Origin of the sequence: Aquicella lusitana, assembly GCF_902459475.1 — a bacterium.
In the GTDB taxonomy this organism is placed as follows: Bacteria; Pseudomonadota; Gammaproteobacteria; order DSM-16500; family DSM-16500; genus Aquicella; species Aquicella lusitana.
The window spans coordinates 1,188,453-1,203,898 of record NZ_LR699114.1; the positions used below are offsets into that span (position 1 = coordinate 1,188,453).

Annotated in this window: 8 protein-coding genes; 4 read left to right on the forward strand and 4 right to left on the reverse strand. The window is 44.4% G+C overall.

Features of this window, described 5'->3' with window-relative positions:
* Positions 1-8: 8 nt before the first annotated feature.
* Together AQUSIP_RS05480 and AQUSIP_RS05485 are read left to right on the forward strand one after the other, a co-directional pair.
* Positions 9-857 carry a TorF family putative porin gene (locus AQUSIP_RS05480; protein ID WP_114833929.1) on the forward strand — a complete coding sequence of 283 codons (849 nt, stop codon included), beginning with the start codon at positions 9-11 and terminating at the stop codon, positions 855-857.
* Positions 858-995: 138 nt separating this feature from the next.
* Positions 996-5,054, forward strand: coding sequence for a non-ribosomal peptide synthetase (locus AQUSIP_RS05485; protein WP_114833928.1), 4,059 nt, complete (start codon positions 996-998; stop codon positions 5,052-5,054).
* Between the two features lies 1 nt (position 5,055).
* Here the strand turns inward: AQUSIP_RS05485 and AQUSIP_RS05490 are convergent, their stop codons facing one another.
* From AQUSIP_RS05490 to smc, 3 genes are all read right to left on the reverse strand, one after another.
* The gene (locus tag AQUSIP_RS05490) at positions 5,056-5,463 is read right to left on the reverse strand and encodes an SET domain-containing protein (protein ID WP_114833927.1); all 408 of its coding nucleotides are present in this window, start codon (positions 5,461-5,463) and stop codon (positions 5,056-5,058) included.
* Positions 5,464-5,691: 228 nt separating this feature from the next.
* Positions 5,692-7,719, reverse strand: a complete 2,028-nt coding sequence (ligA, locus tag AQUSIP_RS05495; protein ID WP_407641500.1) for an NAD-dependent DNA ligase LigA — start codon at positions 7,717-7,719, stop codon at positions 5,692-5,694.
* 16 nt (positions 7,720-7,735) lie between these two features.
* The gene (smc, locus tag AQUSIP_RS05500) at positions 7,736-11,248 is read right to left on the reverse strand and encodes a chromosome segregation protein SMC (protein WP_114833925.1); all 3,513 of its coding nucleotides are present in this window, start codon (positions 11,246-11,248) and stop codon (positions 7,736-7,738) included.
* Positions 11,249-11,466: 218 nt separating this feature from the next.
* On the opposite strand from smc, the gene AQUSIP_RS05505 reads away from it, so the two are divergent.
* The gene (locus AQUSIP_RS05505) at positions 11,467-12,504 is read left to right on the forward strand and encodes a sensor histidine kinase (RefSeq protein WP_170131759.1); all 1,038 of its coding nucleotides are present in this window, start codon (positions 11,467-11,469) and stop codon (positions 12,502-12,504) included.
* A 9-nt stretch (positions 12,505-12,513) separates the two neighbouring features.
* Entirely contained in the window at positions 12,514-12,915 is a 402-nt protein-coding gene (locus tag AQUSIP_RS05510) for a response regulator (RefSeq protein ID WP_114833923.1), read from the forward strand.
* Between the two features lie 8 nt (positions 12,916-12,923).
* Here AQUSIP_RS05510 and AQUSIP_RS05515 read toward each other — a convergent pair whose 3' ends face one another.
* Positions 12,924-15,257 (reverse strand): DNA internalization-related competence protein ComEC/Rec2, encoded by a 2,334-nt coding sequence (locus AQUSIP_RS05515; RefSeq protein ID WP_170131758.1) that lies wholly within the window; start codon positions 15,255-15,257, stop codon positions 12,924-12,926.
* Positions 15,258-15,446 lie beyond the last annotated feature (189 nt).

The following is a 15,446-nucleotide window of genomic DNA, read 5'->3' on the forward strand; positions in this document are numbered from 1 at the left end:
GCAACAAAATGAAAAAGGCGTTTGTTTTATTATCTGCGTGCGTAATGATTAACTCGTTTTTGCCAGCCCAAGCCGAGACAGAATCGAACGAAACAAAGCAAACTGAAAATAAAACCACGCAAAAGCAAAATGTCAAACAGGATGCTAAAAAAGAATTTGTTCCCACTCCCCTCGCCGAATCGAACGATACTGCTGCAAAAGACAAGGAAGATAAAACATATCATTTTCTCGATGGAATAAGTGGTACGATGGCCTTGACAACAAATTATATGTTCCGAGGAATCAGCCAGACAGAAAATTATCCTGCTGTGCAAGGTTCGTTAACTTATACATCACCGATTGGCATTTACCTCAATCTCTGGGGATCCAATGTTAAATTCGAGGACACAAACGCCTCTGTGGAAATTGATACAGTCGTCGGATATAGCAACGGCATTGGCGAAAATTTTACTTATGACATCAATTATGGCCGCTACAATTATCCCGGCGCGACCAATCTTGAATACAACGAATTGAATACACTTTTTAACTTTTATTTCCTACAGGCTGGCATCAGTTATTCAGGGAATGTTTATAATTCTCACAAAAGTGGAACTTATTACAATGGCGGTATTAATTATGCGATACCACCTCACTATCTGTTTAATATTGAAGACGTGACTTTTCAGGCATTAATAGGGCACTATAGTTTACCCAGGGCAGCTGGCAATAGCTATAACGACTATAATGTCGGGTTAAGCAAAAAGCTCAATAAAACCTATACGGTCGCAGGCCAATGGATTTCCACCAATGGTCGGGCAAAAAATCCGCCGTATGATGACAGCCAGATAGTGGGTACAGTTACAGCTGAATTTTAAACTTTATTATAGAGGGATCATTTTCGCGGCAGTCCGTGCAAAGCCTGGCAAGAAAATGGACGTAGCTTGCCGGGAGCCCATCCCTAACTCCACGGTAACCCGCAGTAAATAAGTTTCATCAGGAACAGGGATCAGAATATGGAATTAGACGAGGGACTTGCAACAAAATTATGGCTGGAAGAATATGAAAATCAGGGAGCCGTCATACCATCGGATCATTTTCATTACCACTCTCATCTATCCAAGTTACATAAAAATGAATTAGAATCGATAGCTCTTTTTCTCAAGCAAAAACATATTCGCTGGGATATTCTGATTCACACAGCCTGGGGATTATTACTCAATCGTTTTAGCTCATCTGATTTTATTATTTATGCAACCAGTCAGCTTCATAGTCATCGCTCTAATATGTTGAAGATTCATCAGCCTATTACGCCAGTTAAAAGTATCGTTAATGAAAAAACCTCAATCAAGACTCTTCTAAACCGCGTAAAATTACAACTACAGAAAAAAAACCACGCCAAACAACGTGCGCCCGAGGAATGCCGTTATTTACTTTTATTCAAGCCGGACAAAAAAAATTCGAAATTCTCTCCTGATCATCCCTTGTTGATAAGCGAAGCCGACCTAAATCAGTTTCCACTTATTCTTTGTGCTGAGAAAAAACCATCTGGTCAACTTACCTTTTTCTATCATCCTTCCCTGTTTTCGCAAAAAAGTATCGACAGTATTGCCAGGCACCTTATCATTATCTTGCGAGAAATAAGCAATGATATTCATCAAAAAGCGGTTAAAATGAATATCTTGACCAATGAAGAGAAAAAAACAATTTTACATTGGGGTAAACCTCAATATCAATTTCCTTTTCCCGACGTTCAGGGCTGCGCTCACACGCTATTTATGCAACAAGCCAAACAAAACCCTGACGCATTGGCCGTTAAGCATAATACTGTTCAGGTCACGTATGGTGAACTGGATACGGTTTCAACCAACCTTGCAGCGTATTTGCTGGGAAAAGGCCTTGAACCAGGCGACCCAGTATGTGTATTAATGGACAGAACCCCGACGCTGTTGATGACAATGCTTGCTATCTTCAAAGCGGGTGCTATTTACGTGCCCATCAATCCTAAATATCCGCCCGAACGAATTGATTATGTGCTCGATGATTCACAAGCCAAATGTATTCTGGTGAATGATCAGGAAAAATTACATGAAAAATATCGATCCAAATCCATCACTGTTTCTCAAAGCTGGCAACCGCTTCATTGGGAAATTAAAAATAAACCGCCCTTGCCCCCTGAGAATCCTGAGCAGCTGGCCTATATTATCTATACATCAGGGACAACCGGCAAACCCAAAGGCGTCATGATCCGGCACAAAAGTTTAACCAATCTAGTGACCTGGTATCGCGGTTGTTTCAATGTCACAAAGAATGATCGATCTGCTCAATTTGCTTCTCAAGGATTTGATACTTTTCTGTGTGAAACAATTCCTTATCTTACTACCGGTGCTAGTGTACATATTGTTGATGACAACACCAAATTAACGCCTTCTTTATTTTTTTCCTGGCTTGAACAACATCAAATTACTATTTGCGACTTGCCTACAGCCTACGCGCTTATGCTTTTCACGATGAAATGGCCTAAAACCGTAAATCTCAGAATAGTAAAAATTGGCGGTGAAAGCGTGACACATTATCCAACGCAGACACTACCTTTTGATATATGGAACGGCTATGGTCCAACAGAAACCACCATCGAATGCACTTACGTAAAAATTTATGAAGCTCATTCTTCTGCGCAAAATACACACAAGCATTTTCCACCGCCCATAGGCAAACCGATTATTCACACTGAAGCCTACATTGTAGACAAATACTTGCAACCTGTTCCTATTGGCGTATGTGGTGAATTGCTTATCGGCGGTGTTGGCATTTCAGCAGGCTATCTGAATCGTCATCAGCTAACAGAAGAAAAATTCATACCGCATATTTTGAGTGACGATAAAACGAAAAAATTATATCGCACGGGCGACCTTGTTCGCTGGTTATCAGACGGCAAGCTTGAATTTATTGGCCGCATTGATCATCAAGTCAAAATTCGAGGGTATCGAATTGAATTGGGTGATATTGAATATGCACTCAGCCAGCATACGGATGTGAACGAAGTTGTCGTGCTCGCAAAAGAAAATTTAAACGGAGAAAAATCGTTAATTGCTTATGTCGTACCGAACCTGGACAAAGAAAGATATCTTTATCAGGAAAGATGCCTTCTATCAACGAATAACAACAAATTTATTGAAGCCGTTACTGAAGATATTTCCAAGGAAGGGCTTGCTTTATCAGGCGTGACGGAACCAATTAATATTGGCAGCCTCGTTCAGATACACTTAAAATTGCCTGGCATGGCAGAAGGGAAATTATTTTCAGGCCATATTATTTGGCAGCAGGATAACCGATGCGGAATTGCGTTTGATCTAAATGATGAAGAAAGAAAAATAGTCTCCAAAAGCATCGATTACTATCTGTCTACCCATAATGTCATGGAACTGGTATTAAGTACATCGGCAAAACGTAGTTTGCGCAAAGCGTTAAAAAACCAATTGCCCGAGTATATGGTACCTTCAGTTTTTGTAACGCTTCTGCAATTTCCCTTAACTTTTAGCGGAAAAATTGACGTAAAAGCACTGCCGCCACCACAAGATTATGAACAAATACTACAAAAAGAATATGTACCGCCCAAAACTGAAACAGAAAAAAAATTGGCAGAAATCTGGAGCAAAGTACTGCATAAAAACCGCATCAGTATGACGGACGATTTTTTTGACCTTGGCGCTAATTCATTAAAGGCGGCTGAATTATCTGTATGCATCTTAAACGAATTCAACCAGTCCATTCCTGCAAAGATTTTATTTGATTTGCCCTACATCCCTGTTCTTGCTAATTATATTGATACCAAAGGCAAACTATATGCTAGCCCTTCGCTTATTCAGGAAGAAATCCGCCGCGACTGTACATTGCACGAAAATATCCTGCCTTCCAAACAACTATCGCCCTCTCTGACTAAACCCCAAAATATATTATTGACAGGGGGGGGCGGCTTTCTTGGAATTTATTTATTAAGAGAACTACTGAAACAATCAGAAGCAAAAATTTATTGCTTGATACGTAAAGGAGAATTTGAGACGGCGGCTAAGCGTCTCATATCCACTATTGACAAATTTAATTTATCAGCCGAAATTTCCCTGGCCAATCGACGCATTGTGGCTATAGCGAGCGATTTAAGTTTTGATAATTTCGGCCTTCCTCTGGAACAATATAATAGTCTGATTGATAAAGTTGACCTGATTTATCACTGCGGCGCACAAGTAAATATCATGTCAGCTTATCACAAATTACGCGGCAGTAACGTACAAGGTACGCTGGAAGTGATCAAGTTTGCGACCAGTCATATCGATAAACCGATACATTATATTTCATCGCTTTCTGCTGCATGCCGCAGGGATGCAACTAACGCATTGGCAGAAGATTTTCCCAGTGACAATTATGATGAGTTATTTGGCGGTTATGCCATCAGCAAGTGGGTTTCAGAAAGACTGCTGACCGAGATTAACAAGCGAGGCCTCCCCACCACCATCTATCGTTCTGGCTATATTTCAGGTCAATCCGATACGGGCATCACAAGTTTGAATGACGCCTTGCTAATGCTGATCAAAGGCTGTATTCAGCTGGGCTTGGCCCCCGACATGAACGAAAAGATCACGATTTTACCTGTCGATTTCGTTAGTGAGGCCATCGTTAAAATTGCATTGGCAGAGCCGGCTGCTTCAACTGTTTATCATATTGACCATCCTACAGGTATTTTATGGACAGACTTAGTTTCCTGGCTGAATGATTATGGATATAAAATCAAAATCATTCCCATGTCTAAGTGGCAAAGCATGCTGATTAATATTTCCCATGACAATGCTTTATTTCCCTTTTTACCTTATTATCTTGCCATGCGAGAAGGTGAAATCGCGCCAGAAGTAAGCACACAAAAAGCCAGTGCTAAATTGAAAGAACTGGGACTTACATACCCTAAAATTGATGAGAAGCTATTAACTATTTATTTTGATTACTTATGCCAAGTTAGCTTTCTGCCGCCGCCTAAGGAATCAGATAAAACGTCTTTTTCAACATCCATCAAAATGGATTAATCTACTCGGATTTTACCAGGCTGCGTTTTTGGTAAGGCATACCTTTTTTTCCCATAATGTATTTACCACAACATTGGCATACAAACGGGCTGGCCATTGCTTCTTCGTTTTCATTATAATCAAATGTAATTTCTTCACCCTTACGAATATTTCTGATGCTCACAAGTGAGTGATTTTTTTTATCGATCCTTGCCGTAGGTTGACAGCTATGATTAATCAGCCCGCCCATTTCATCTTCAATATGCTTATTTTTCCCTATCTGTATGGATGTCCGGGTTGGATGATCGAGCATTTCGCCTGTTAATTCTCGCAGAATTTCCCCTTTTTTTATATCCGCCGCGGCAAACACGCCTACGCCATGGATACCCTTCTTGACAAGAAAATAAGGCGCGAAGTGACGGTATTTCATACCTTTCTCCTTCTTTATTGTTCAATTTTATCAAATTATAGACGTTGTTAGGTTCTTGAAATTGATTGAACTTTGTGATTCGACATTAAAATTGCCTGCTATGAAGCAGATTTCAGCGTGATTTTATTTAACGGAAATTAAGGGCTGTTGACATTTATCTTAGGACGATGAGAACAGGAATTTACCGGACATAATGGAGCGCAGCGAAAGGTCTTTTTGCAATATCCTCTATTCATATTTCTGTAAAAAAACATGAAAATCCTTGTCATCAAGAATCTCTATTTCCAGTTTTTTGGCGGCATCCAATTTGGACCCAGGATCTGTCCCTGCCACTACATAATCTGTCTTTTTTGAGACACTGCCTGCAACTTTTGCACCAAGTCTTTCCAATCGTTCCTTGGCTTCATCGCGCGTCATGTCACGCAGGGTGCCCGTCAGGACAAAGGTTTTGCCTGCAAGGGGCGCGTGGCTGGCAGAACGGATCGCAGGCCAGTGCACGCCTGCCCTGATCAATTTGTCGATGACGGTGCGATTATGCTTTTCACGGAAAAAGTGCGCAATGTGTTCGGCGACAACAGGGCCAACATCTGCCACGGCCTGTAAATCATCGATTGACGCAGATTGCAGGGCTTCTAACGTTTTAAAATGCATGGCTAATTGCTTAGCTGTCGCCTCACCTACTTCGCGAATCCCGAGAGCATAGAGAAATCGCGGCAAGGTGGTTGTTTTACTTTTTTCAATCTCTTCCAGCAAGTTTTGTGCTGATTTTTTTCCCATCCGTTCGAGATCTTCTAGCTGCTCCTGTGTTAGATCATATATATCAGCAACAGATGATATCAATTTTGTATTCACCAATTGATCTACAAGCTTGTCACCTAATCCTTCAATATTCATTGCCCGACGTGAAGCAAAATGTTTGATACTTTCTTTTTGCTGGGCTGGACAAATTAATCCGCCGGTGCAGCGCGCTACTGCCTCGCCTTCCACTTGTTCGATGCCGGAATGGCAGACAGGACAATGCTTGGGCAAGGTAATTTTTTTGATGTGTTTAGGCCTGCGATCTTTAACAACGCCGACCACTTCTGGAATCACATCCCCTGCGCGGCGCACAATGACAATATCACCTATATGAATATCCTTGCGCCTGATTTCATCCATGTTGTGGAGCGTTGCGTTGCTTACCGTCACGCCGCGAACGTGAACCGGCTTCAACCTCGCGACCGGCGTCAAGGCACCGGTACGGCCGACCTGAAATTCAACTTCTTCAATGCTTGTCGTTACTTCTTCAGCAGGAAATTTATGCGCCACTGCCCAACGCGGAGCACGCGTGACATAGCCTAATTTTTCTTGCTGAGCAATTTCGTTAACTTTATAAACGACACCATCAATTTCATAGCTTAATTTGTCCCGCTGTTTACCCATCTTCTGATAGTAGGCAAGGCAACCCGCAACGCCTTGCTTCACTTCGATAAGCGGGTTTGTACGCAAGCCCAGCTCTTCCAGCCATTTTAGCATTTCACTGTGTTTAGCTGGCAGTTTGTGGCCTTCCACCCCGCCTACGCCATAGAAAAATATTTCGAGCGGACGCGTCGCCGTAATGCGCGGATCCAGTTGACGCAAGCTGCCCGCTGCCGCATTTCTTGGATTCGCGAATATTTTTAAGCCTTTTTCTTCTGCCTGCGCATTCAGTTTTTCAAAACCTTTTTTTGACATATACACTTCCCCGCGCACGTCCAAAATACGAGGAAATTTATCGCCACGAAGCTTAAGCGGCACCATCTGTATCGTCTTGACATTTTCAGTCACGTCTTCGCCTGTTTCACCGTCACCGCGAGTAGCGGCCTGAGAAAGCAGACCTTTCTCGTAACGAATATTAATGGCAAGTCCATCTAGCTTGGGTTCACAGCAGTATTCAATCGCGCCTTCTTGTTGCAAACGCTCTCGAATACGTTTATCAAAAGCGTGAATATCTTCATCAGTAAACGCATTTTCCAGTGAACGCATAGGTACAGCATGTTTGACTTCTGCAAATGCTTTAAGAGGTGCTCCACCTACACGCTGCGTGGGCGAATCAGCCGTAATGAGATCCGGATGCGATTTTTCAAGCTGCTTTAACCGTTCAAACAGTTCATCAAATTCCGCATCCGAAATGATGGGATTATCCAGTACGTAATAGCGGTAATTATGCTCATTGATCTGCTCACGCAATCTTTCAATTTGCTTTTTGACGTTATCTTTGCTGGTCACTGTTTCTATCCCAAATTTTCCACGATCAAGTGCCGGCCAGACTCATCGCCTTTTCAATATCCACACTGACCAGCCGTGACACACCCGGCTCGTTCATGGTCACACCGATCAAATGTTCCGCCATTTCGATGGTAATTTTGTTATGGCTAATAAAAAGAAACTGTGTTCTTTCCGTCATTGTCTTAACCAGCCGCGTAAATCGCAGGACATTGGCATCATCCAGCGCCGCATCAACTTCGTCTAGCAAACAAAATGGCGCAGGATTAAGATGGAAGATGGAGAAAATCAATGCGATGGCTGTCAACGATTTTTCACCACCAGATAACAAATAAATAGAACTGTTTCGTTTGCCAGGCGGACAGGCCATCATCGTTACGCCTGCTTCAAGCAGGTTATCGCTGTTCAATTCAAGATAGGCTTTGCCACCGCCAAATACCGTAGGGAATAATTCTTGAAAGCGGCCATTCACTTTATCAAAGGTTTCCTTGAAACGCGTTCGTGTTTCCCTGTCAATTTTAGCAATTGCATCTTCCAGTGTTGCAAGCCCCGCCTGTAAATCTTCCAGCTGTTTATCCAGATATTGTTTGCGTTCCAGACATGTCGCATACTCATCAATCGCCACCAAGTTGATGGGTCCCAGGCGGTTAATACGTTGTACCAGTTGATCCAGTTTGGTTTGACAATCCTCTGTCGTCAATTCCTGGGGAAGGTCTTTTAACGTATCTTCCAGCGTAAATTCAGTTTCTTTCAGTTGTTCGACCAGTGTATCGGCCTTGACTTTCCATCCCTGCCATTGTACACGCAGTGACTCAAGCGAAGTGCGAATTTTATTAATATCACGTTCAATGATCTGCCGCTTTTCCTCCAGGTGACGGAACTCCTGGTCGAGTGATTCAACAGCAACGCGCGCCGTATTGAGTTCAACCTCTACACTTACATGTTTATCCAGCGCACGTGACAAGGATTTCTTGATACTGTCTAACGGCGGCATGGAAGTTAATTCACTTTGCAGGGTAATTTTGCGTTCGTTCAGTGTGGTAAGCTGTCCCTGCAACCGGCCAACGGCCTGGTGTAGTGAGGCTTTTTGCGAACGGGATGTCTGCAAACGGATTTCCAATTCATGCATCAGTTCTTTCTTTGCATTGTTTTGTTCACGCATGCTTTGTAATTGCAGACGCGCTTTATCTCGCTCCTTGATTAAACCCTCACGCGCAGCAGCATGCTGTTCCAGTTCACTCATGGCTTGCTGCCATAATGAACGGGCCTGCACCAGTTCTGCATCGGCTTTTTTTAATTGATCCGTGCATTCAAGCAATTCTTTAACATATCGCTCTGATTGTGATTTTAGTTCAGCCAGACGCTCCTGCTTCATTTTCTGCTGTGTATTAAATTGCGCAGCCTGTGCTTGTTTCTGATTACACGACTGCTGCAATTGATCGCGTTGCTGTTCCAGTTTCTGGATCGTTTCACGGCGATCATTAATGTTCTTCTCAAGCTCTTTCTGCGTTTCCTGTAACTGGCTAATGCGCGCAGCCAGTTTTTTTAATTCCTGTTCGCGCTGGAATACACCCGCAGCGGGATCTTCTTCTCGCAGAATTTTAAGCCAGGAACGGTTAAGCCATACACCATCGCGGGTAATGACAGATTCGTTTACATCCAGCGATTCGCACAAGGCAAGCGCCTCATCCATTGAATCAGCGACATAAATCCCGCCAATAAGAGAATCCAGCGACCAGGGTGACTTCACCTTTTGTAAGAGCGCTGTGCCTTTTGTACTGTTTTCCTTTCCTGGCGAAGCCGGCTGCACAGGCGTGAAGACACAGATATTGCCTTTTTTAAGATCTTCAACATGCGGCGCGATCTCGCTCACTTGATCAACGCAAATAGCTTGTAGGCAAAAGCCAAGCACTTTTTCAACCGCAAATTCCCATCCACTTTCCACTTCAATGTTTTGCGCCAACCGAGGCTTTGATCCTAGCTGATGTTTGGCAGCCCAAGACGCAGCCGGATTACCGCGTTGTCCCAACGCAGTCTGCTGCAACGCTTCCAGCGACGCCTGCTGTCCTCGAAGTTTTTGCAACTCACTGCGTACATTGTCGAGACTCGTATTGGAATCCTGTTGCGTGGATTGCAATGTGCTAATTTCTTTTCGCACATCGGCCAATTGTTTATTCTGGAATTCCAACGCATCCGTCACTTCATAAGCTTTCTTGGTAAATTCCTCAATTTCTTTGGTTAATTCAGAAAAATTCAACCGATGCTGATCCTGCTGCAATTGCTCCTGCCGCTTTTGCAGAAACGCGATTTTTTGCTCAAGGTGCTGAATATGCGTTTTTTCAACTTGCGCCGTTTGGGTAGTTTTTGCCGAAACCTGATTGAATTCGTCCCAACGGGTTTGCCAGGTTTGCATTTCTTCTTCTGCCGCCTCAAGACTCCCCTGCAAATGCACCATCTCATCTTTTATCGCGGCGAGTTCTGGTTCGATGCGGTGAATATCCTGTTCGATTTCACGCAAATTATCTTCTGATTCAGCCATCTGGTCTTTGACGGTCTGCCAATCGCTCTCCGTCTGTTTGAGATCATGTTCCCATTGCTGCTGCCGCTCCTGGTGATGCAAAATATCCTGCTCAATGCGGGTAATTTCGTTTCCAACCGCATAATAACGACGCTGCACTTCCTGAAACGCATCATGGGCGGCACGCTGTTCATGACGCATTTGTTCTATTTCACGATCCGTGCCGCTTAATTCGCTATGACGCGCTTCCAACGCAGTTTCCTCGCGTTGAATCTGCAGCGTATGTTCGACCATACGGCTGTCCAGCTGGCGCCACTGTACGCCATATAATTGGGCCCGAAGCACACGTTCCTGCTGCTTCAAGACCTTGAATTTCTCCGCTACGTTTGCCTGATGCTTGAGATGGCTGAGCTGCTTTTCAAGTTCCGCACGCAAATCATTAATGCGTGCGAGATTTTCCTTGGTATGGTGAATACGAAGCTCGGTTTCATGCCGGCGCTCCTTGTATTTTGAAATGCCCGCTGCCTCTTCGAGGTAAGTCCGCAACTCATCAGGTTTAGCTTCAATAATCCGACTGATCATGTTTTGGCCAATAATAGAGTAGCTTCGGGGGCCTAATCCGGTGCCCAGGAAAAGATCGACTACATCACGCTTGCGGCAACGAACTCCGTTTAGATAATAAGTAGAATCCGATTCCCGGTTAATGACACGCTTGACTGAAATTTCAGCAAATTTGGCATACTCTCCACCAATAGCACCATCCGAGTTATCAAAAATCAACTCTACAGAAGCCTGCCCCACCGGCTTTCGGCTGCTCGAGCCATTAAAAATAACGTCGGTGAGCGATTCACCGCGCAAATATTTAGGCGAGCTTTCGCCCATGACCCAGGTAACGGCATCAATAATATTCGATTTTCCGCATCCGTTCGGGCCAACAATGGCAACGAGCTTGCTCGGGAGGGAAATAACGGTTGGGTCTACAAATGATTTAAAACCAGCGATTTTAATCTTCGAAAGCTGCATGTTTTACCAATCCTAAAATAGTGAAGCAAATTCAACGGCATATTATGCCAGTTCCCTTGGCATGGATTCCATATTCTAAATCGATTAAGCTAAAGTTATGTACAAAATATTTAACAATTTATGCTAAATTCATCGCCAAACGGAAAATTGGAGAATGCAATCATAACGCGGCATACTGAAATGGCTAAATGCTGGCTTTAAGGAGTACAAGGAAGAAAATGCGGCCCCATCCTCTACATGTCCCCTGGCTGCCTTATCTCGTTACTTCGATCGGGGTCCTGTTTTCCCTGCTTATCTGGTATCTGCTTAAATACGATGTCCCCGCTTATCTTGCCCTGCATCCTGTGCTTGAGTCATACCATCCCTGGATTATCCTGATATTTGGGGTAGGCCTTTCTGTTTTGGTAGGCGTCACCATTCATATTGCTCAGGTAGCCCGTCATCAGGCCATTTCCCTCAAAAAGATCAACGAAGATCTGAAAAAGGAAATAGGTGAACGCATCAATGCGGAAGATATTAAACAGAAATTGGAAGTCGCCCTGCTCCAGGGCCAAAAGCTGCAGGCCATGGGCACACTGGCTGGCGGTATCGCGCATGATTTTAATAATATTCTCTATGCAATCATTGGTTATGTGGAAATGGCCCGAGAAGATGTGGAAAAAGACAGCCTGATTCATAAAAATCTGGGCAAAGTACTCGACGCTGCCCACCGCGGACAGGAACTGGTGTCGCGCATTCTTTCGTTTAGCCGCAGACAGCATCATGAATTCAGTACGCTTAATTTGAAAAAAACCATTGAAGCTGCGCTGGCCCTGCTGCGGCCTACCATCCCTGCCAGCGTCATCATTCATTTTGAAGCAGAAGCCGATCCTGCTATTCTTGGCAATCAAACGCAGCTTCATCAGGTACTGGTTAACCTGATTAATAATGCGGTTGATGCCATGGATGGGGAAGGAACCATCACCATTCATCTCAGCCACCTACCTGCGGCTGATCCCTATTTAAAACAATTTCCCGCAACAGCCGCGCAAAATTATTGTAAAATTGAAATCGCCGACACGGGGCATGGAATGGATAAAAATACGATGGGACGCATTTTTGAACCTTTCTATACGACCAAGGAAGTCGGCAAAGGAACAGGGCTCGGGCTTTCCATTGTGCACTCGATCATCAAGGAACATCAGGGTGAAATCACCGTAACAAGCCGCCTGGGACACGGCACCACCTTTGTGATACTGCTACCGGAACATTCATAGGGAGGAAACATGGCAAAAATATTACTGGTTGAAGACGATGAGCTTGTCAGGGATATGTTGATGCAAGTGTTGCAGCGCGCATCCCACACTGTGCTGTGCGCAGCGAATGGTGAAGAAGCAACGGAATATCTGCAAAAAGACAAACCGGACATTATGGTCACCGATATCATCATGCCCAAGAAAAGCGGTATCACGCTGATTTCCGAAGTTAAAAACCGACATCCCAATCTGGAAATTATTGCCATTTCCGGTGGCGGACGATTAGATCCCACCGGCTATTTGGATCTCTCCGAATCGCTGGGCGCATCAGTTTCATTTGAAAAACCCATCGACAATACCGCGCTGCTGATGGCGATTGATCTGCTCCTGCATGGGAAAAAGGAGAAAACGGGCAGCACGACCAATCACTAGCGCTGAGGTCAATCTGCTTTTATTCCATCCTCCATCAAGGCTGCATGCCAGTAATGATGATGGGTTTTACGGTAAATTTCTGGTGATAGCACTGCATTTTTCTCTTTCAGCCTGAACTGAATCGCCCCGGTTTCTGCTGTATTTAATTGTCTCGCCTGTATAGCTTCATAAAAAGACACTATTTGCGGATGAGGAAAATGGTAGCGATTGCGATAACCTGTTGCATACAGCACAAATTGCGGGCGCACAGCCACAATAAATTTTGCAAGACCCGATGTTTTGCTACCATGGTGCGGTGCGACCAGAATCGTCGATTGTAAATGATGCGAAGCCTGCTCAAGCAAATTCTCTTCAGCGTATTTTTCGATATCCCCCGTCAATAAAATAGATTGTCCATGAGCTGTAATACGCAACACACACGAACTGTCATTACCCAAGCTTAACTGATTTTTGTCCGGATAAATGAACGTAAACAGCACCTTGTCCCACTGCCATGTATCACCCGCGAAACAGGTACGTGCGATAGGTTGCAACCATTTTTCAGGTACGCTGGTTTTTATCATGCCAACAGACAACGCTTTCACTAATGCACCTGCTCCGCCAATATGATCATTATCGCCGTGGCTTATCACCAGCAGATCAATCTGCCGCGCCCCTATTTTGTGTAAGAAAGGTAAAACCACGCTTTCTCCCATATCCATACCTGCATAGCGAGGCCCGGCATCATAAACCAGCAGATGTGTTTTAGTTTGCACCACAACAGATAATCCCTGGCCTACATCCAGCAAGGTCAACCACACATCGCCCTCTGCTGGTGCAGCAGGCTTGTAAAGCAAAAGCGGCAAAACCCAGAGAATACCCGCCCATTTTCCGGGAAAACCGGCGGGCAACAGCAGAAGCAGGAAGCCTGTCATTGTTATAAAAAACAGTATAGGATCGGGCATCGCGTGGTACCAGGCAGAAAAAGGAAGCGCAGAAAACCATGCTAGTAGCGTCCATAACACCGCGAGACTTTTATCAGCGATCAGTAAACATAATCCTCCCACCGAAGGTAATATCAGCAGGCATATCCCACTTAAAAAGCAGAAAGGAAGGATCAAGCAGCCAAGCCAAGGTATGGCGATACTGTTAGCAAGAAAGGAAACCAGCGAGCATTGCTGAAATAATACTAAAGTGATGGGTGTCAAGCCCAGACCTACTACCCATTGTACCCTGCCCCACTTCCACCATAATCCACGCGGTGCGAGACGGCCGCCCATACCGTAAATAATCAATGCAAGCGTACCAAAAGATAGCCAGAAGCTTTCTGTCAGGACACATAGCGGGTTTAGCATTAAAACCAGCAGCAGCGCAAGAGACCAGCCATACCATGCGTTAAGTTTGCGCCTGGAAAGCAGACTGAAAATAAAAGCAGCAAGCATAAGACAGGCGCGTTGGGTAGGAACAGAAAATCCGGCCAAGGCACTATAAAGCACGGCGACGATTAAAGCAGCACAAGCACCTGCTTGTTGCGCAGGCAGCCATAAAGTTAATCGCTCAAATCGCCGCCAACTCCAGGCAATGAGCATATGCGTAAAACCCGCCATGATGCCGATATGTAAGCCTGCGATTGCCATCAGATGATTGGTGCCAGTCTGACGCAGCACTTGCCAATCTTCCTGTGCAATGCCTTCACGCTCGCCCATGATCAACGCCATCAACCAGGGTGCGGTCCTTGATTGCGGCAAATGCGCTCTGATCTTTTCCTGCAGATTTTGCCTGAATTGGGCAATAGGATAATGGTACCAGTGATGTGATATCACCTTATTTAAAGGACTCGTTAAAATATAGCCGGACGCACGTAATCCCTTCTGCAGGCTCCAGGCTTCGTAATCAAACGTACCTGGGTTTTGCGTACCATGAATGCGTTTCAACCGCACCAAGAATTGACGTTTTTCACCGGCTTTTATCGGTTGCTGATGATCTCGCCACGCAAGACGCACTAAGGCTTTACCAGGCTGAAGATCACCGCCAACCTGCATGGTTTGCAGTGCGAAAAAAAAATAAGTCTGCCACTTATTTCTGACCGGCAAAGACGCTACATAACCTGTAATGGTAACTGGACGCCCTTCCCATGATTTTGGCAGCGACCAGGAAAGGATGCCTTGTGCATACCATGCGCTCCACGCAAAGCCAAGCACAAAAGCAAAGAGCAGATAAACGAGACGTATTCTATTTTTTAAACTAAAATAAATTAAAAAATTAATTGTTGTCAGCAAAACAAGCATTATTTGCGACGGCAGGCTGGAAAATAATTGTAAAAATAAATCGCCTGACAAAAAGGCGAGCACAAAAAAAGGCATGGGTGAGAACTCTCTGAAAGAATGGATTCGGGTTCGGATACAGAACGATTTGGTTTTATCGCATAAGTAATGAAAAGAAATATAGTTCACCGGATAGTAGTGCGCTGCGCTCAGGATGACAGCCATTTAAATGGCCAATCCAGTTAAAGTTAGTAGTATTAACTACGAAACTGAATTCCGTGCAGATAT